This is a genomic window from Neolewinella agarilytica, assembly GCF_900110645.1.
In the GTDB taxonomy this organism is placed as follows: Bacteria; Bacteroidota; Bacteroidia; order Chitinophagales; family Saprospiraceae; genus Neolewinella; species Neolewinella agarilytica.
Genome location: NZ_FOFB01000019.1, coordinates 1 through 18,172 on the forward strand (window position 1 = coordinate 1; position 18,172 = coordinate 18,172).

At 51.7% G+C, this 18,172-nt stretch carries 20 protein-coding genes; 12 read left to right on the top strand and 8 right to left on the bottom strand.

The window, feature by feature from the left end; all coding sequences use genetic code 11:
* Positions 1-362: hypothetical protein (locus tag BM123_RS24455; protein ID WP_217642176.1), on the top strand; the 362-nt coding region annotated here is incomplete at its 5' end.
* A 382-nt stretch (positions 363-744) separates the two neighbouring features.
* On the opposite strand, the gene BM123_RS16060 is transcribed toward BM123_RS24455, so the two are convergent.
* The 4 genes from BM123_RS16060 to BM123_RS16075 all read right to left on the bottom strand — a co-directional run bounded on the left by BM123_RS16060 (position 745) and on the right by BM123_RS16075 (position 5,184).
* Positions 745-1,761, bottom strand: a complete 1,017-nt coding sequence (locus tag BM123_RS16060) for a glutamine synthetase beta-grasp domain-containing protein (RefSeq protein WP_090170380.1) — start codon at positions 1,759-1,761, stop codon at positions 745-747.
* A gap of 126 nt (positions 1,762-1,887) precedes the next feature.
* The gene (locus BM123_RS16065) at positions 1,888-3,030 is read right to left on the bottom strand and encodes an outer membrane beta-barrel protein (RefSeq protein WP_090170382.1); all 1,143 of its coding nucleotides are present in this window, start codon (positions 3,028-3,030) and stop codon (positions 1,888-1,890) included.
* A gap of 278 nt (positions 3,031-3,308) precedes the next feature.
* A complete protein-coding gene (locus tag BM123_RS16070) occupies positions 3,309-4,574 on the bottom strand; it encodes an ammonium transporter (RefSeq protein ID WP_090170384.1) in 1,266 nt (421 codons plus the stop codon).
* 271 nt (positions 4,575-4,845) lie between these two features.
* Positions 4,846-5,184: a P-II family nitrogen regulator gene (locus BM123_RS16075; protein WP_090170385.1), complete on the bottom strand. Its 339-nt coding sequence runs from the start codon at positions 5,182-5,184 to the stop codon at positions 4,846-4,848.
* A gap of 219 nt (positions 5,185-5,403) precedes the next feature.
* Here BM123_RS16075 and BM123_RS16080 point away from each other — a divergent pair, with 219 nt between their 5' ends.
* The 3 genes from BM123_RS16080 to BM123_RS16090 all read left to right on the top strand — a co-directional run bounded on the left by BM123_RS16080 (position 5,404) and on the right by BM123_RS16090 (position 8,570).
* Entirely contained in the window at positions 5,404-6,900 is a 1,497-nt protein-coding gene (locus BM123_RS16080; protein ID WP_139211915.1) for a hypothetical protein, read from the top strand.
* 207 nt (positions 6,901-7,107) lie between these two features.
* On the top strand, positions 7,108-7,980 hold the full coding sequence (locus BM123_RS16085; RefSeq protein ID WP_175489425.1) for a choice-of-anchor V domain-containing protein: 873 nt from the start codon (positions 7,108-7,110) through the stop codon (positions 7,978-7,980).
* A 110-nt stretch (positions 7,981-8,090) separates the two neighbouring features.
* Positions 8,091-8,570, top strand: a complete 480-nt coding sequence (locus BM123_RS16090; RefSeq protein WP_090170392.1) for a YbhB/YbcL family Raf kinase inhibitor-like protein — start codon at positions 8,091-8,093, stop codon at positions 8,568-8,570.
* 78 nt (positions 8,571-8,648) lie between these two features.
* Here BM123_RS16090 and BM123_RS16095 read toward each other — a convergent pair whose 3' ends face one another.
* The gene (locus BM123_RS16095) at positions 8,649-9,170 is read right to left on the bottom strand and encodes a thioredoxin family protein (RefSeq protein WP_090170394.1); all 522 of its coding nucleotides are present in this window, start codon (positions 9,168-9,170) and stop codon (positions 8,649-8,651) included.
* Positions 9,171-9,228: 58 nt separating this feature from the next.
* Positions 9,229-10,287: a PorP/SprF family type IX secretion system membrane protein gene (locus BM123_RS16100; protein WP_090170396.1), complete on the bottom strand. Its 1,059-nt coding sequence runs from the start codon at positions 10,285-10,287 to the stop codon at positions 9,229-9,231.
* A 431-nt stretch (positions 10,288-10,718) separates the two neighbouring features.
* On the opposite strand from BM123_RS16100, the gene BM123_RS16110 reads away from it, so the two are divergent.
* Entirely contained in the window at positions 10,719-11,579 is an 861-nt protein-coding gene (locus tag BM123_RS16110) for a C40 family peptidase (RefSeq protein ID WP_090170400.1), read from the top strand.
* Positions 11,580-11,653: 74 nt separating this feature from the next.
* Here BM123_RS16110 and BM123_RS16115 read toward each other — a convergent pair whose 3' ends face one another.
* Positions 11,654-12,115, bottom strand: a complete 462-nt coding sequence (locus BM123_RS16115) for a nucleoside 2-deoxyribosyltransferase domain-containing protein (protein ID WP_090170402.1) — start codon at positions 12,113-12,115, stop codon at positions 11,654-11,656.
* A 109-nt stretch (positions 12,116-12,224) separates the two neighbouring features.
* Between BM123_RS16115 and BM123_RS16120 the strand changes: the two genes are divergently transcribed.
* The gene (locus BM123_RS16120; protein WP_090170403.1) at positions 12,225-12,764 is read left to right on the top strand and encodes a DinB family protein; all 540 of its coding nucleotides are present in this window, start codon (positions 12,225-12,227) and stop codon (positions 12,762-12,764) included.
* Positions 12,761-13,234, top strand: coding sequence for a GNAT family N-acetyltransferase (locus BM123_RS16125; RefSeq protein WP_090170406.1), 474 nt, complete (start codon positions 12,761-12,763; stop codon positions 13,232-13,234). The genes BM123_RS16120 and BM123_RS16125 overlap by 4 nt, the downstream gene beginning before the upstream one ends.
* A gap of 74 nt (positions 13,235-13,308) precedes the next feature.
* On the opposite strand, the gene BM123_RS16130 is transcribed toward BM123_RS16125, so the two are convergent.
* Positions 13,309-14,067 carry an NIPSNAP family protein gene (locus BM123_RS16130; protein WP_090170577.1) on the bottom strand — a complete coding sequence of 253 codons (759 nt, stop codon included), beginning with the start codon at positions 14,065-14,067 and terminating at the stop codon, positions 13,309-13,311.
* Between the two features lie 93 nt (positions 14,068-14,160).
* Here BM123_RS16130 and BM123_RS16135 point away from each other — a divergent pair, with 93 nt between their 5' ends.
* The 5 genes from BM123_RS16135 (at position 14,161) to rpmA (ending at position 17,910) form a co-directional block, all read left to right on the top strand.
* The gene (locus BM123_RS16135; protein WP_139211916.1) at positions 14,161-14,622 is read left to right on the top strand and encodes a hypothetical protein; all 462 of its coding nucleotides are present in this window, start codon (positions 14,161-14,163) and stop codon (positions 14,620-14,622) included.
* 36 nt (positions 14,623-14,658) lie between these two features.
* Positions 14,659-16,260, top strand: coding sequence for a M64 family metallopeptidase (locus BM123_RS16140; protein WP_090170410.1), 1,602 nt, complete (start codon positions 14,659-14,661; stop codon positions 16,258-16,260).
* An 83-nt stretch (positions 16,261-16,343) separates the two neighbouring features.
* Positions 16,344-16,493 carry an LPXTG cell wall anchor domain-containing protein gene (locus BM123_RS24005; RefSeq protein WP_139211917.1) on the top strand — a complete coding sequence of 50 codons (150 nt, stop codon included), beginning with the start codon at positions 16,344-16,346 and terminating at the stop codon, positions 16,491-16,493.
* 141 nt (positions 16,494-16,634) lie between these two features.
* Positions 16,635-16,946, top strand: coding sequence for a 50S ribosomal protein L21 (gene rplU, locus BM123_RS16145; RefSeq protein WP_090170411.1), 312 nt, complete (start codon positions 16,635-16,637; stop codon positions 16,944-16,946).
* Between the two features lie 55 nt (positions 16,947-17,001).
* A complete protein-coding gene (gene rpmA / locus BM123_RS24940) occupies positions 17,002-17,910 on the top strand; it encodes a 50S ribosomal protein L27 (protein WP_406603251.1) in 909 nt (302 codons plus the stop codon).
* The last annotated feature ends 262 nt before the right edge of the window (positions 17,911-18,172 follow it).

An 18,172-nucleotide genomic window follows, 5' to 3' on the forward strand; every position in this document is an offset into this window, starting at 1 on the left:
CTCTCATTAACCCCACTCGTTTGCGGGGCCGCAAAGGTACATCCACCTCTTTCATTCCTGCAACACTTTTGGAAAGTATTTTAAACTTTCTTTTCGTGGTTATGAGAAGGCAAGATAGTGGGTGTCAAACTTCAGGCTGGAAGCCTGATACGATGAGTCGTTTCTCATTCGCGGGATGCAAAGATACGTCGCCCCAAAAGACATATGCAAGCTATTCTTTGGTAGGATCTTTACTTTTTTTCTCGCTCCGCAGATTGTTTTGCGTCCGGGCAAAAACCACGAAGTTTGTAGTGAGTAAGGACAAAGAAGCAAGAGGGATGGGAAGAGAAAGTTTTAATTATTTTTTGTTTCCCTTAAATTAGCTCTGTAAGGCTGTCAAATGGAGCTACAGTGATAGACCTTACAAGGTACACGCCAGGCTGAAAACAGCTCTTCCCAGCCTTAGTCTGCCCCATTCGGCCTTACTCAGTGCATCGTCCGTGTCTGCGCCCCTACCCTTCCTTTTCAGTTGTACCATATATATAGGTCTCTAAAAGAAAAACCCGGGCCACCTTTCGGCAACCCGGGAAAATCGTGGCCTTCCCCCTGAGAGGGAAGAACCTGAGCTGATTTAACCTTCTTTACCAGGGTGCAAGATGCAGGGAGGTAAGGAAGCTTACGCCAGTTTAATGGTTGCAAGTTGCTGGTTGCAGGTTGTCTATTCAACTATTCCCTGCAACGTGCAACTTGCAACCTGTAACTCTTTTACACAGAAGCAGGCTTTACCGTCTTCACGATACGTGCAGCAACCTTGTAGGGGTCAGCAGCGGAGTTCGGGCGACGATCTTCGAGCCAGCCTTTCCAGCCACGCTCAACGGTAGCGATCGGAATACGGATAGATGCACCACGGTCGGAGATACCGAAGCTGAATTCGTCGATGCTCTGCGTTTCGTGCAGGCCGGTGAGGCGGAGGTGGTTGTCGTGTCCGTAAACGTCGATGTGCTCCTTGGTGTAGGGGCGGAAGGCCTCACATACTTTTTCGTAGTCCTCTTTCTTACCGCTTTCACGCAGGAAGGAGTTGGAGAAGTTAGCGTGCATACCTGAACCGTTCCAGTCGCCCTTAAGCGGCTTACAGTGGTATTCGATAGCAATGCCATACTGCTCGGCAACGCGCTCGAGGAAGTAACGGCCGAGCCAGATCTGGTCACCAGCTTCTTTAGCGCCTTTGTCAAAGGTTTGGAATTCCCACTGACCGGGAGCTACTTCACCGTTAATACCTTCAACGATTAGGCCGGCATCGAGACAAAGGTCGAGGTGCTCCTCGACGATCTCACGGCCGTAGGCGTTGGTTGCACCAACGGAACAGTAGTAAGGGCCTTGTGGGGCTGGGTCAGTGCCATCAGCGGGGAAGCCGAGGGGCTTGTTGGTTTCGGGGTCCCAGAGGAAGTATTCCTGCTCGAAGCCGAACCAGAAGTCACGGTCATCGTCGTCGATGGTAGCACGGGCGTTGGTGGGGTGTGGGGTTCCGTCAGCATTGAGCACCTCACAAAGTACCACATAGCCGTTCTTACGACCTGGGTCCGTGCAGATAGAAACTGGCTTAAGCAGACAGTCAGAGCTACCGCCTTCGGCCTGGTTGGTGGAAGATCCGTCGAAAGACCACATGGGGCAATCGTCCAGCTTGCCGCTGAAATCTTCAACGATTTTGGTTTTACAGCGGATGTGCTGCATGGGCTCGGTACCGTCGAGCCAGATGTATTCGAGTTTGTGCTTGGTAGCCATAATGGTAGAAAAGTTGTTTCTGTGGTTAAATCAGAGGTTATGTGGATTTGGGCGCGAACGCAGGTGCAAAATAATGCTCTTTGAAGAGCCATGTTTGCACCTGCGCTCCGGCGCCCGATTAATTTTTTAGAAGCTGTAAACGCCCGCCAGGAAGAAGGCAATAGCGCTATCGTCATCTTCACCGAAGCCGTGGAAGTCGTTACTTCCGCTGTCCAGGCGAACTTCAGGAATAATGCGCATGTCACCAACCTTGAAGTTACCACTCAGGGTGAGTGCCAGTACGCTGGGCTGATCAGTATCATCACCTTCAGCAGCCGTGCTTGCAAAGTACTCTCCACGGAAGCTAAGGTCTGCGGTTTCGCTCAGGCCGGCAGTAAGGTAGAGTGCCGTACCGAAGAAGCCACCTGCGGTGGTTCCGTCAACACTGGTAGCGTAGTTGCTGCTGTTGAGACCAATCATGAAAGATTCGCTCACCTGGTAGGTAGCCGTGAGGTCTACCTGAAATTCGTTGAGGTTGTCCTCACCAGACACGTCTTCTTCCTCCGTACCCGTAATGGCGTTGAGGTAAATGCCGAGATCATCATTGCTGTAGCTGAGCTGACCGCCGAAGTGCTTACCTTCGATGGCGTCGAACTTGGAGTCCGTATCATTGAATACACCAACCATGGCACCGAAGCCTTCGCCGAAGCTAAAGTCAACCTTAGCACCAGTGTGGTAAAACGGGCCATTGCTGAACAAGTGGCTCATAGAATAATTCATATTCGCGGGTGCGTCGATCACTTCGTATCCAACGAAGGTACCAAAATTACCCAGGCTGAAGGTTACGGATTCAGATGGAGAATAGGTCACGAATAACTGCTGTACGGTACTGGCGAAATTCAAGCCGCCAAGGCCCAGGTTAGAGTCGCTGTTAGCATCTACGGCACGTGGGCCGAAGCCAATCTGACCGACGAAGCTCACTTTACCCATTGTCTTTTCTGCCAGAAGGTTGACATTACCAATACCGAAAGTGTTGGTCAGGCCCGTGAAAGAACTGCCAAAGGGAATGTAAGATTTGTCATCACCCGCTCCGTCTACGCTGCTTAGGTTAGCCTGGTAGTAGGCGTCAACGTAGCCAGTAAGGCTGAAAGAAGGCTCTTCTTCCTCCTGCTCTTCCGTTTCGGGGGCAGAAATGGGGTCATTTACTGGCAAAGTAGCCATATCCTGAGCGTACAGGTTAAAGGAAGACAGTAAGAGTGCCGTGAGGCTGATTTTAAAGATAAGTTTCATGATTTGGGGAATTATAAAGTAGACTCGTTAGTTAATTTTGGTTGACCGAATACGAGTCTGCCCCGTGGTAGTTGGGCGATTTGGATCGCTTGCTTACCTTTGGTTTTCTGCTCTGATTGAAGAGTCAGAAAGATTCCTAGTCTGGGGGCGGTTCGTCCGTTTCCGGCCGGCCCGTTGGCGTTGCAGCGCTTTCGGGCTTTTTTTGAGGTTGCAGGGTTCAAGTTGCAGGGTTCAGGTTAAGCAACCCAAAAACCTGCAACTTGCAACTTGCAACCTGATTACCCTTCAGAGGTAAGCTGGAAGATTCCGTCCTCTTTACTCAGCGTGTAAGCGTGCATGTCATGCTCGCCGATGTCAAGACCTTTGATTTCTTCTTCTTCATCGACGCGAATGCCCATAACGGCTTTGAGAGCTCCCATGATACCGAATGCCGTAACAAAGGAGAAAGCTCCGATGGCAGCAACGCCAATCAGCTGCGTCACCAGCTGGCCACCGCCGGCCATATCGCCGAAGATGCCAACGGCCAGTGTTCCCCAGATACCACAGATACCGTGGACAGAGGTAGCACCAACGGGATCGTCGAGCTTGAGCGTTTTGTCGAAGAAGACAATGCTGAAAGGAATGATCACACCGGCAATGGCACCAATGAGGATGGCATCCATGCCGCTCATCTGGTCAGCACCAGCAGTGATGCCCACCAGGCCACCGAGGATGCCGTTGAGCACCATCGACAGGTCATAGGAGCGGAACATTGCGTAAGCAACGAAGAAGGCCGCAACACCACCAGCCGCAGCGGCCAGAGAGGTAGTAACGAATACGAGAGAGACGCCGTTGGGGTCTGCACTCAGGACGGAACCACCGTTAAAGCCGTACCAGCCGAACCACAGGAGGAATACACCAATGGCAGCCAGTGGCATACTGTGTCCTGGGATAGCCGTGATCTGACCGTTTTTCTTGTACTTACCGCGGCGAGCCCCCAGAAGGATGATAGCGGCAAGGGCAGCAAAGCCACCCGCAGCGTGTACGAGGGTAGAACCGGCGAAATCGTAGAAGCCCATTTCAGCGAGCCAGCCTCCACCCCAGTGCCACATACCGGTAATGGGATAAGACAGTGCAACGAAGATGGTAGCAAAAATCAGGAATGGGACCAGCTTGATACGCTCCGCCACGGCACCAGATACAATGGTAGCGCAGGTAGCGGCGAACATGCCCTGGAAGATGAAGTCCGAGTACCCGGTGTAGGTAGATCCGCCTTCAGCAGCAGCAGCATAATCAGCAACGGAGCCCGCTGCCCAATCCATAGGAGCGAAACGGCCGATAAAACCACCGGCAAAATCGTCTCCGGGGTACATCAGGTTATAACCTACGACGTAGTACGTCAGCAGGCCAATGCTGATGATCATGGAGTTTTTGAAGAGAATGTTGACAACGTTCTTACGCTGTACGAAACCAGCTTCGAGGCTGGCAAAACCCAGGTGCATGATGAAGACGAAACACGTCGCCACCAGAATCCAAAGGTTATTTACTGTAAACAATGCTTCCATGGGGAATCAATATTTTGTAGTTGTTAGTTTTCTAAAGGGGAGTTACTGGGAAGATCAGCTGACAATTGATCGTTCCTGGAAGCAAATGACCAGGAGGACGAAGCAATAGCAGCGTCAGCAATGGTCTTATTGTGGTTAGGAGCTAAGGGGCAGGAGATGCGCGTTCTGAGAAATACGAGTGTTTGCGCTTGTGTGTAAGTGAAAGTCCTGCTAAGAAGTGGTGTAGGGGGGAGTGGTTAAATCGCCCTTGGGTAATGGTGGCAGAGTGGTATTAGATAGCACTTTCGTTTTCTTCGCCGGTACGAATCCGAACGATGCGTTCCAGATCGTAAACGATGATCTTACCGTCACCAACTTTACCGGTACGCCCGGAAGCAGTGATGGCCTGTATGATGGAATCAACTTTTTCCGTTGGCGCCAAAATGTCAAGTTGTAGCCTTGCAATGTAGTCAGCGTCGTATACGCTACCACGATAGGTTAGCTGTTCGCCACGTTGAAGGCCGAAACCTTTTACCTCGGAGAGCGTGAAGAAGTTCACGTCGATCTCAGCCAAGGCATCCCGAATGGATTCGAAACGGGACAAACGGATGATGGCTTCTATTTTCTTCATTGAATGGGTGGTTAATTAGTGTTTCCGGTGCCCCGGAAATGGACGACTAGTACGTCAGCTCGATTTTGCGGAGATCGTCATCTTCGCTGTTGATGTGACAAATGTGACACGTCCTGACTTAGTGTGAAAGAGAAGATAAGGCACCTAATATGATATCCGATGCAAATAATTTAGATTTAAACTTCGGATTATCATACATTTACGAAAAGTATTAATCCCATGTCTGACACCAAATTGCAACGACTAATAAACTCAATGTCTCCTGCAGAAAAGCGAAATTTCAAAATATACGTCAATCGCTCCGCCTCTAATTCGGGTAGTAAGTTTGTTCTTCTATTTGATTTTCTCTCCGGAAAAAGGAAGATCACGGAGGAGTTGGTGATGAGAAAACTATCCCTTAACAAGGGGAGCTATGCGAACCTTCGCCAACACCTGTATAATGAAATTCTGACCAGCCTTCGATTGATCTACATTAGTAAAGAAATAGACATTGAGTTGCGGGAACAAATTGACTTCACCCGAATTCTCTACGGTAAGGGGCACTATCTGGATGCGCTTCAGTTGCTGGAACGGGCTAAGCTTAAAGCAGTCAAACACGGGCAAGACATTTTGCACCTCGAAATCATGGAGTTTCAGAAAATGATCGAAGCTCGCCACATCACCTATTCCAGAAAAGTCGTCAATAAAATGGATCTTCTCCTTAACGAATCCTCGACGATTAGCAGAAGTATGCTCAACACCAGTGAGCTGCTGAATATGAATATTCAGATTCATGGCCGCTACATTGAGAGAGGTCATAGCCGGAGCAGAGAAGATTTTTTGGAAAATGCAGCCTTCTGGCAAGAGATACAAACCAAACGGGCAGACTCAGAATCTACCGGCAGCACCTTCCATCAGCGGATTAACCGGATGCAGGCTACCATGTGGTACTACTACATACAACTTAACTTTCAGGACGCACTGGAAGCCGCCAGAGACACTGCGGGGCTTTTCAACATGAGCCAGCAAATGATCGTTAAAGATCCGGACCTCTACCTTCGGTGCCTGTATTACGTAGCCGTATTCAGCTATCTCACCCACATAAAAAAAGATCTCAAACGCTACGTTGATCGAATGGATAGCTTTCTGCACGATGGAAAGGTGAGGCTGAACGAAAATTCCCGGCAACTGGGGCTTACCTACCTTAATCTGAGTAAGTATAATTACTACTTTTCTTCCGAAGACTGGGAATCTGCCTACCAACTATCTACTGCCTTACACCGAGACTACGAATTGAATAATTTCCGTCCTAATAATCAGCGCTGGGGTCTGTTTCTATATAAAAGCGCCGTGGCTTGCTTTCTTACCTATCGATATGATGAGGCGATAGACTATCTTATTGAGGTTGACAACATCCAGGGAGGGATTCTCAGAGAAGATCTTTTGATCAACACCCGACTGCTCCACTCGATCTGTAATTTTGAATTAGGGAACTTCGACCTGGTAGACATCCGGCTCACGAATCTTAAACGTCTGCTAAAAAAAAGCAAGGAAAGTGCGGAAGTCCACCTTCTTACCGCAGCGACTTTACGCCGCTTACTAAAGGTACCTAAAGCGGAGCAGGAGCCCATTTTTGAGGATTTACGACAGGGCTTAGGGAAGTTCCGGAAAGACCCCTTTGAGCAAAAAGCGATTGTCTATTTTGACCCCAACTCATGGCTGGACAAACATTTATAGCCAGTAAGCAGACCATTTCGCCCTGGAAGCTATTCATCAAGTAGCACAACTATTTCTCGGCAAGCGCGGGTGAGGTTTTACTCCCCTAAAAGCAAAGGCCAAGACATTTAGATTAGCTTATTACGGCCTATCTTACCCAAAGTTTTCCGGGACATCTCCATGCGTGTCCTCTCATTCAGAACAAAGACCCCGCTCTCAACATCAACTATGAAGAACTTCTCCTCTTTTCGTTTCCTCGCCATATTCTTTACCATTGGTGCAACGGTACTCTTTCTGGCCAACTCCAGCGGCCCGGCGGCTAACAACAACTTTTTCACCGGCGCGCCGAGCGCCGGAGGTGGGATGGAATCCACCTGCAGCACCTGTCATAACTCCGGCAGCTTCGGAGAACCGCAGCTAGCCATTACCTTCTCTGATGAGAATGGTGATGAAGCTAACCCGACCAGTTACCGCCCCGGTCAGACCTATACCGTCACCGTGGCCGTAGGCCACACCATGACGGCTCCGGCAGCCACTGGGTTTCAGTCTCAGATACTGGATGCAAGCAACAACGTAGCCGGTGTAATGGGTTCTCCGGGAGCAGGCGTACAGATTAGTTCTGGCCCCGCGGGCTCGGGGCGGCAGTACGCTGAGCACAGCACCCCGAATGCAGACAGTACTTTCACCTTTGAGTGGACGGCACCAGAAGCCGGTGCCGGAGAAGTTAAGATGTACGTTGTCGGGAATCTCGTCAACCGTGCCGCCGGCACGAGTGGAGACAATGGCAGCACCTCCCCCACCATCCTGACCTTTGAAGAAGGTACGCCCGTGAGTACCCGTAACCCGGGCTTCAGCGAAACCCGCCTTTTTCCTAACCCTGCTGACAGCCCCGTAAGCCTGAGTGTCCGCCCCGACGTTGCCGGAGACTATACACTTCGCGTTCTGGACATTGCCGGCCGGGAACTGAACCGCAACAGCCTTCGCCTTACGGCGGGGAATGAGACCATTGCCGTACCTACCACCAGCTTGCAGCCGGGAATCTACCTGGTGGAGCTTTCCGGTGAAAATGGGCGTTTACTCGAGCGTTTGCTCGTTCGGTAATTACTTGCCTCTATATAAAGATTAACGAATAGCCGTGCCCTTTCCGGCACGGCTATTCGATTTTGAACCCCTTTCCGCTCTCCACGTTAATTCCAAAAACACAATCGACCATGGCAGGATTTACCCTCAGCAGTAAAGAATTCAGCGGGCAGGTGCCCAATCAGAACGTATACCACGACTTTGGCGCGGGCGGCGAAAATAAGAGTCCGCAGCTTTCATGGTCCGATGCTCCGGAAGGAACCAAGAGTTTTCTCATCACCCTTCATGATCCGGATGCCCCCGGCCCCGGAGGATGGTGGCACTGGTGTGCGTTTGACATCCCGGCCTCCGTCAATGAACTGGACAATAACGCCAGCCAAACCGGAATGCCCGGCTCCAGTATACAGGTAAACAACAGCTATGGCAGTAATGGGTACGGCGGAGCCTGCCCTCCTCCGGGAGATAAACCACACGCTTATCACCTGGAGATTTATGCTTTGAAGACGGATTCCCTGGGCCTTGACGCGAACGCCTCTCCGGCCATGGTACTATTTGTTGCGGCGGAGCATGTATTGGGCAAAGCAGGTATTACGGCTTACTATGCACGGTAGATATCGGGCAGGTAGCACACGGCTCTTCAACCCTTCCCTGCACCTGCGTGCGCGCCTCAACGCTTATTTACTCATTGCTTACTTCTTCCCTAAAGAAGTCAGAAATTCCTGATAGGTCTTGGTCCGATAGTGCCCGCCCTTAATGAAGTTTAACTCATTGATGAACTTGTCAGCGGGCTTGAAACCGGGGCTGATGCTGATCCGGTCGCGGTTTTCGTCCAGATAAACGATGCTTGGGTAGCTCATCCGGCCATCGAGCAGGGCATAAGCTAGTTCGTGAGAGCCCCGCCGACCGATTTCAGTATTAAAATTGAACGTGTGCCCGTCATACTTCAAGGTTTCCTTCTGTTCGGCATCAAATTTGACGGCATAGAAGTGTTCCTTCACGTAGGCGGCGATCACGGGGTCGGCGAAGACCTTTTTGTCCATTGTTTTACACCAACCACACCAGTCGGTATAAACATCAACGAGAATTTTTTTGGGCTGCTGCCGATTCTTCTTCACCGCTTCTTCCCAACTCAGCCATTCAATTTGAGCGGAGAGAGAACAAGAGACTAAGACAAAACAAGACAACAGAAAAAGGGTACGTAAACGGTTCATTTCAAGGGGATGCTTTCTGAAAACAAGGATAACTGACGACAATATAGAGAATGAGTCGTTAAAATTTCGGGCAAGGGACGGATTCGTCATCATCCGACTGCCCCAGGTAAGCAATATTGATTTCAAAAGCTCCCTGATGGCGGCGATTGGTTTGCAGGCCGTTCAGGCCAATGTCGTAACTGAAGCCGAGAAGGAAATTGGAGATTTCCAGTCCCATAGCCGCTACGGCGCTGTCGATGCCGAATTCCTCTTCGCTGCCGACCGTTCGGAGGTAGGCTCCGAGGTGGAAAGCGGCACCATTCGAATCATTCATCAGGAAACGGATATTGCTTCCTAGGTTAGCTACGGTATGCGGCCCCTGAGCAAAGGCATAGATGCGAGGGCTTAGCTCCACCTCACGCCCCACCGGCAGGCGAAAATTCAGGTAACCGCTGTAACGGCGGTCCAGGATGTTGGTTACTTCAATGTCCTCTCCTGCCGTAGCTTCGGCGTAGAAGCTCTGCTCTGGCTCATTGAAGTGATGCAGGGCAAGACCAACGAAAATGCCAGCAGCATTTTTAGGGGCGTAGGCGTAGTTAAGCCCGATCTGGTAATCACCAAAGGCATAATTATTAATGGGGAGTTCTTCTCCGCTCAGGCCGTCGACGTAGGTAGAGGTACCATCAAAGGAATCCTCAAACGACAGTTGGTCGTAGCTGACGTTACGCTGCACCACGCCCAGTTGAAAGCCCAGGCTCAGCGTTTGGTTGTTGCGGGGATCCAGCGATTTATGAAAAGCCCCACCCACCATAATCTGATTGACGCTGTAGTTGAACTCCGACAGCCGATCACTGGCAAAGACCACCCCGACGCCGAAAGCATCTTTGTATTGGCGCTTTTTCGGGTTGACGTAGTAGTGGAAGTCGGCCGCGAAAGCCGTCGTCGTAAAGGGCGTCTCCAGGGTTTGCCCCCACTGGCTGCGGTTGGCAAAAGACACCCGGTACCGGCCGGGGAAGAGCCCAATCAGGGAAGGATTGAGGGAGACCGGATTGGAGAAGAACTGGGAAAAATGGTAATCCTGAGCCGAAAGGCTACCGCCAAGGGTAAAGAGAAGGACCAGGGTAAAAATATGTTTCATGTAATGGCTTTGGGGCCGCAAAAATACGAGGGGTATCGGAGAACTGAACGGGGAAGTTGGGCGGCTTATTTTGTGGAGGGCGCGGACGCGGGTGCAAGGGGCGTTTTTTTGAGCAAGGGAAGGTGGGCAGGATCGCTGCGCAACTGGAGGGAATAACCTCAGGTTTGGAAGAGGGATCGCTGTGTGATTGGGGGGGGGTAACCACAGAGGTGCACAGAGGTAAGCACAGAGGTACACAGAGTATGGCGGGGGAGGATCGCTGCGCGATTGGGGGTTTAACCACAGATTTTCACAGAGAGACACAGATTGTAGAGAGGGATCGCTGCGCGAAGGAGGGGTTCTCCGGAGATTTTGCCTTGAGCAAGACGAGGGATAAATGAATTTAAATCTACAGGGAAAAATATCACTGTGGCTACTATCTTACGCCCGATATGTCAAGCCCCTACGCCATTGGCCGCTATACTGCGGCTGCCATCCGGGAAAAACCCCGGGTTAATGCTGCTATGAGTAGTCAATTACTACTCGGTGAGCCGGTTTCTTTGCTGGAAGCCGGCAAAACGTTTAGTCACATTCGTTGCTGCGATGATGACTTTGAGGGCTACGTGCGTACGGATCAGTTATTGGGCGTTGACGAGCGAACCTTTCGCTTGCAGCGCGACAAGCCCGCTTTTGCCCTGGAGCTGTACTCGACGATACTGGGCGAAAAGGCCGGGCTGCCCATTACCTTCGGTGCACGCTTACCGGAATACGATGGCATCCGGCTGCGTCACGGTGAGCAGGTGTTTTCTTATTCCGGGCAGGCGGCTTTGTCAGAAGATCTGCGGACGGACGCTGAGCTGCTCATCCGTTTTGCCCGTCGCTGGCTGTATGTGCCGCAGTTGAGTGGTGGGCGTACGCCCACCGGTATTGATGCCGCCGGGCTGATCCAACTGGTTACCCGCCTGATCAATGTCCGGCTGCCGCGTACCGCAGAGGCGATGAGCCATAGCGGGGAGATGGTCGACTTTGTCGTGCAGGCACAGCCCGCCGACCTGGCCTTTTTTGACAACCGCAAAGGGCAGATCGATCACGTTGGTCTGTTACTGCCGGATAGTCAGATCCTCCACGTTCACGATCGGGTTCGCATCGATGCCGTTGATCACTACGGCATTTTCAACTATGAGCTTGGGCGCTACACCCACCGCCTGAGGATCGTGAAGCGGCTGTTGCCCGACATGGACCTGCCAAACGTGCTGCTGAAGAAACGGCAGAAGCCGGACGAGGTGGATGAGAATCAGATGGCCATTTTTTAAGGGGCAGGCCAGCCCGTTAACCACAGAAATTCACGGAGAAAACAGAACCCTCCGGGAAGATTCCACTGGAATCTTCAATCCTCAAAGTGGCGCAGAAGTAAGTCCTCCAGCTTTTCATAGAGCGGGATGCCGTATCGTTCCGCCACAATCTCCACATTGCCCCGCCGCCAGAAACCTGGCGGACAACAGACAAGCAATTTCCCACTGTTGGCATGAAGCCCTAACTCCAGCAAGGAGATGGGAGACTTGGTCTCGGGAGCCAGAAAGAGGATGATGTGATCCGCCCGCTCGAGGCCATTGAGTTCCCAGTTGACCTGTTGGTAGAATTGGGGAGAGGCGAAGGATTGCTCCCAGCTGGCGTCCCATTCATCACGCCGGGGGTTCAGCAAAGTATAGGTGGTTTTGTCAGAGAAGAAAGCCTCTACTGTTTGCTGCCAGTTCTCAGCAACCCCCATTTCAATGGAGCCCGCCAAAAACACCAGCTCAGAGCGACGATGATTCAGGGCGATACTGTTTGGTGGTTTGATGACGGTCATAATAATTAGTTTAAAAACAAAGCTAACTATTATTTGGTAAATTTTCACCCGCCATTTTGTGCTTGGAGGTGAGGCGATTACTTTCGTCAGAAATCAGATGTAAAAGCTCATGACCCCTACCCTGCTCTCGGACAACCTACGTGGCATCCTGCGCACCGTCGCCCCTTTGCTTCGTCAGCTAACGGAGGCGGAACTAAGCCGTAAAGCCTCTCCGGAAAAATGGTCAGCCAAGGAAGTGTTGGGCCACCTGATCGATTCTGCCTACAACAATCATCGTCGCTTTTTACGCGCCTTAGACCAGGAGGACCTGATTTTTACGGGCTACGATCAGAAAGCCTGGGTGATGCTCAATGGTTATCAGGAACGGGAAGGAAGCGAAGTAATCGATACTTTCCTGCTCGTCCAGCAGCACCTTGCCGCCTTGCTCAGCCGCCTGCCCGCAGAACGGGTCAATGCCCTTACCACCCGCCATGAGTTCCACCGGATGGCGATGCGCAAGGTGGCGAAAAATACACCCAGCAGCCTTGGCTTTCTGATTGAAGATTACCTGTTTCATCTCGTGCATCACCTCCGGCAAATCTTCCCCGATTTCCAGTCGACCTGGTACGCAGGCTATCAGGAGGGCGCCGATAAATTTCGTCTGTCATGAAGATCCGTAAAGCCCTAGAAAACGACGCCACCAACATGGCGCTCATATTCAATACCTACATTGGTAAAAGCCACATGGTTGTTACTCCCCGGCAAGAGGCGGAATTCATAGAACTGATTCACCATCCACGAGTATGTACACTGATAGTGCTTGACATCTTTGGTGGCATTGTTGGCTACGCCTACGTCAAACCCTACAGTGATCGCGGCGGTTACGCCGGCGCGGGGGAAGTCTCCATTTTTTTATGGGAGGGCAGGACCGGTGAAGGTTTCGGCCAAAAGCTCTATGATCTGTTGCTACCCGCTGCGGAAGCGCTCGGCTACCACCACCTCACCGCTAAAATATGGACAGAAAATACCGGCAGCATCCGCTTTCACGAGCGCAATGGCTTTCGGACGGTAGGCATCCAACACGGCATTGGCAAGAGTGGAGGCCGGCGGGTTGACGTAACGATTATGGAGCGGGTTTAGCTTTTGGGTTCGTTGGTATTTTGGGCTGCCGCGAGGGATATAGTTTGGGCCTGAAAGACCAACGAACCAAATTACTACCCAATCGGCTCCAGAAACACCTTTCGGATATTGGATACGGAATTAGCATATTTCGGCTTAGCAGCCATCTCCTTCCATTCAGGAGAGTCGACAAATGTTTTCCAGTTAGCGTTGCGTTCTTCCATGTCTTTAAAATGCAGCATGTAGACCAGACTGGGGCGGTAGGGTCCGGCGATCATGTCCCCGAAAAAGACGGGATGCAGCCCGGTTCGATGAAAGAGCGGAATTTCTTCGTCGTTGAACATAGCGATTTTCCGGCGGGTCGCGTCCTCGCTATAGCCCTCGTAAGTGCGGAGTTCATAAAGAGCAGCTTCCCTGGAATCCGTGACCTGAGGCATGCCGGTAAAAGCCAATAAGAGGGAGGAAGTGTAGCGATTGAAGATGGGCTTCTCCGGGCCAAGAGCGTCGTAGTCTGCCGAGGCAGTGCGAAAATCGACGTTCCCGGACAAATCCTGAGCCTTGACGTAAGTGGTGGCGTCGGGGTAAGCAATCATGCACCATATTTTGGCGGGATCTGCGTCGCCGCGTTCTTTAAGCACTTTCACCCAGGGGCAGCCCATGCTGCGGAGAGTTGGGGCCAGAACTTCCAGGAGATAATCGAGCAGCCGCCCCTTGCCGCTTCCGCCAAATTTAATCTCGTAGGTTCTGAGTTCAATGAGTTGCCGGTCACCTTCGGCCAGTGGGTTATTAGCTGTAGCAGCTACTGCGGTAAAGGGAAGTGCCGCGGCGGCGGCGATGAATTTTCTGCGTTGCATGATGGAGTTGTGTTTGAGGTGAAGATAGCGATCAACCGCTGTTCGTTCATAACCCATTCTCCACCTCATCTTTACGGGAAATCTTTTGAGTCCATGCGCTATCTCCCACTACTCGTTTTCTGCTGGCTATTCGCTTGCCGCCCTGCCCCACAAGCATCAGCGCCTGCACCACCACCTGCGGGCAAAGTATTAACCATCATCATGAAAGTCTTTCCGGAACGGGACACGCTGGAAGTGGTAGACATTATTCAGGGCCCGGGCCGGCTGCGGACTGATTACCCCACTACCCTTAACGAAGTTCCCGAAGATCACCTGCTATTCACCTTTACCGATGAGGAAGGTAATGCCCTACGACAAACAAGCCTGCCCTACCCTGGTCCGGCTCAGTACGAAGTACCTTCAGAAAGTGGAACCATTGAAACGGTTACGGTATCTGAAGCCGATCGGGTGATCGACCTGAGGACCCAACTCAATCGTCGGCTTCGCTGGCTGGAGGTGGCAGGCATTAACCCTGCGGGAAAGGTTATTCGTCAGCAAATTGACCTGCAGAGATAAGGAATAACTATACCTTTAAGGCCCAACTCATATTCCATGATTCGACTTTTAGCACTTAGTGCAACCTTCCTGATAACCTCCTTTTCTCTTTTTGCCCAGGTAAACAAGATCAAAGATGCCGGCCCCGATGACAAGCGGATCAATTTTGTAATCCTGGGAGATGGCTACACCCAGTCTCAACTGACGGATTTCACGTCAGATGCCAGCAGTATCACCACTGATTTTTTCAACGAGCCTCCTTTTTTGCAGTACACCAACTTCTTCAACGTACATACCGTAGACGTTGTGAGCCAGGAAAGCGGTGCGGATCACCCGAACATTGAGAACAGTACAACCCATCCCGCTCTGGAGGTGAATACGGCCCTTGATGGCACTTTCGATGCTTTTGGTATTCATCGCTTATTGGTGGTAGACAACGCTAAAGTGCGTGCCCAACTGGCTACGCATTACCCTGTATACGACCAGGCCATTATTGTGGTTAACAGCCCGTTTTATGGTGGGTCCGGCGGGTCTACGGCCGTGAACAGTACGCATGTGAGCGCCAGTGACCTGGCCATTCATGAAACGGGGCATTCCTTTATGAACCTGGCGGACGAGTATGACTCCGGCAACAATAGTGAACGGGCCAATGTCACTTCTCAGGCGAATACAGGTAACGTAAGATGGCAGGACTGGATAGGGATGAACGGCGTGGGTGAGTTTAGCCGCAATGGTTTTACCTTCAAGCCCGTAGCCGGCACTTGTATGATGGAATTCCTCAACCAGGGATTCTGTTCGGTTTGCTCCGAACAGACCATTGAGACGATCTATAATCTGATCAGCCCGATCGAAACGACCTCACCGGCAACGACGGAGGTGGATTTCCAGGGCGCGGACCTTGACTTCAGCATTTCGACCATCAAGCCCATCCCGAATACCCTGACCTACGAGTGGGAGCTGGACGGGCAGGCCTTTGCTCAGGGAACGGAAGACATCACCCTGACGGCTGCTCAACTGACCGAAGAAAACCACACCCTGCTGGTGCGTGTCTCGGATGCCACGGAGCTCAGCATGAAAAACGCGAACTACGTTTTCACCTACGAGTGGTCCATCATGAAGAGCGCCCTGCCGGTAGAATGGGTTTCCTTTACCGCCCGGGCAGAAGACAAGCTCAACCGCCTTGACTGGGAAATTGCGGAGCCGGACGGCAGCAGTCACTTCCTGGTGGAAAGAAGCATTTTGGGAGGAAGCTGGCAGGTACTGGACCGGGTTGAGCTTACCGAGGCCAGTCAGTATCGGTATTACGATGAATTTCCGCTGGAAGGCAGTAACGTTTACCGGATCCGGGCCATTGATTTTGATGGTACCATTACGGACAGCCCGGTAAGGGAGGTAAGGCAGGTGGCCCGCACCTTCTTTAAGGTGTGGCCAACGGTAACGATCGGGCCGGTCAATTACGCCGTTTACGCAGATCGCCCAAATGAGACGGTTGTTTCCGTTTACGCAGCTGACGGCCGGGAGGTCTTGCGCGAGTTAAGGCAAGGTAACGAAGGGTGGACACAGCAACAGCTTAATTTGGGTCAGCTTCCATCGGGCAGCTATACGCTACGGGTGATGGCTGGAAAGGAGATTCACCAGCAAACGGTCGTTCTTCGGTAAAAAAGCAGCATTTGGGCGCTGCCGCAGGTGCAAAGTGAGTTGATGAACAGCCATGTTAAGCAGCCACTCGGTACTTTTGTGTTATGAGACAGCTATTCCTCAAATTCCCCTCTATCCTTGCCGGCAACGGAGACGCCACCTCTTACCTGGTGTTAGCGGGCATAATACTGCTGGTGGGTGCCATCTTTTACTTTGTCTACCGGACTATGCAGGCAGACCAAGGAGCGGACTGAGAGGGCGTTCGAACATTGCCCGGTAGACTTTGCCCGGCACCTGCGGCCCCGCGCCCAAACGTCTATAACTATATTTCCTCCCCCCCTTGCCTGAAAGAAAGAATCTGCTTACCTTTGCGCCCCAATTAAATACATTTTCTAATGTTTGCAATCGTAACCATAGCCGGTCAGCAATTCAAAGTAGAGGAAGGTCAGGAGATCTTCGTCCACCGGCTAGAAGCCAAAGCTGGCGACTCCGTTAGCTTCGATACGGTCCACCTCACGTCTGGTGACGCAGGAACTACCGTTGGCACGCCGAACGTAAGTGGCGCCGGAATTGGCGCTACCGTAATTGATCACGTGAAAGGCGACAAAGTCGTTATCTTCAAGAAGAAGCGCCGTAAGGGCTACCGTAAGAAGAACGGTCACCGTCAGCAGTTCACCAAGATTAAAATCGACAGCATCACGGTCTAGTCACGGCCACATTTCTAACTTTTCCCCTTAGTGGGAAAGCCAAAATTTTTATACCATGGCACACAAAAAAGGTGTAGGTAGTACCGATAACGGCCGCGACAGTAATAGTAAACGCCTTGGCGTTAAGCTGTTCGGAGGCCAGGCCGCAAAAGCCGGCAACATTATTATTCGTCAGCGTGGCACGAAGTACCACCCCGGTGAGAACGTTTACATGGGTCGGGATTATACCATCCACGCCAAAGTAGACGGCAAAGTAACTTTCAAGAAGAGTTACCGTAACCGTATGTACGTTAGCATTCTGCCTGAAGGTGAAGTAGCCGCTCCGGCTCCGAAGCCAGCTCCGGCAAAAGCTAAGAAAGCAGCTCCGGCTCCTAAGCCCGTAGAGGCCAAGAAGCCAGAACCAGCTCCGGCACCAGCTCCTAAGCCAGAGCCCGCAGCGGAAGTACAAAAAGCTGCTGCTATCCCGGCAGAAGCTCCGGCCAAGAAGGCTCCTGCGAAGAAATCCAGCAAGATCGAGCTGCCCAGCGGCAAGAAGATTAAGCAGGATGACCTCAAAGTAGTTGAAGGCATCGGTCCTAAGATCGAAGGTCTGCTGCACGCTATCGACACATCAAAACCTGGCGTGAACTCGCTGAGGCTCCTCTGGAAAAAGTACAGGCGATGCTCGATGAAGCTGGCCCACGCTACCGCATTCACAACCCCGCCACCTGGTCTGAGCAGGCACTGCTTGCTGCTGACGAGAAGTGGGCAGAACTGGAAAAGCTCCAGGACGAACTTGACGGCGGTAAGCCGAAGAAGTAATTCTTCCCCCCCTACCCTCGTTTGCAGGTTATACCTGATAAAGCCCGGTCGTGCATCCCGCACGGCCGGGCTTTTTGTTTCAGTACGATTCGTGACCAACTTTACAGCTGAACCATTTTCCGGTTCAGGTTCGACAACTAAAGCCTGCTTACTACGTTATTGAAATACCACACGACGTCCCCAACCATTGGTTGACCCTACAGTTTATTTAAATTGGGAAGTGACTTAGGACTGTCTAGGGCGGGCCTCAAAGCCTTTGACTTGTCAGGCTTCTGAAATCCGGTGAAGATCGGGTGTAGGACAAGGGGATTACCGAACCAGACCAGCTATCCCAACCATGTTTTTTTTGAGGAGTCAAACCACTCCGGCGGGCGCGTGTGGGATTTTACTTTCGCTTTTGCGATCGATGAATCAATACCCCGCAC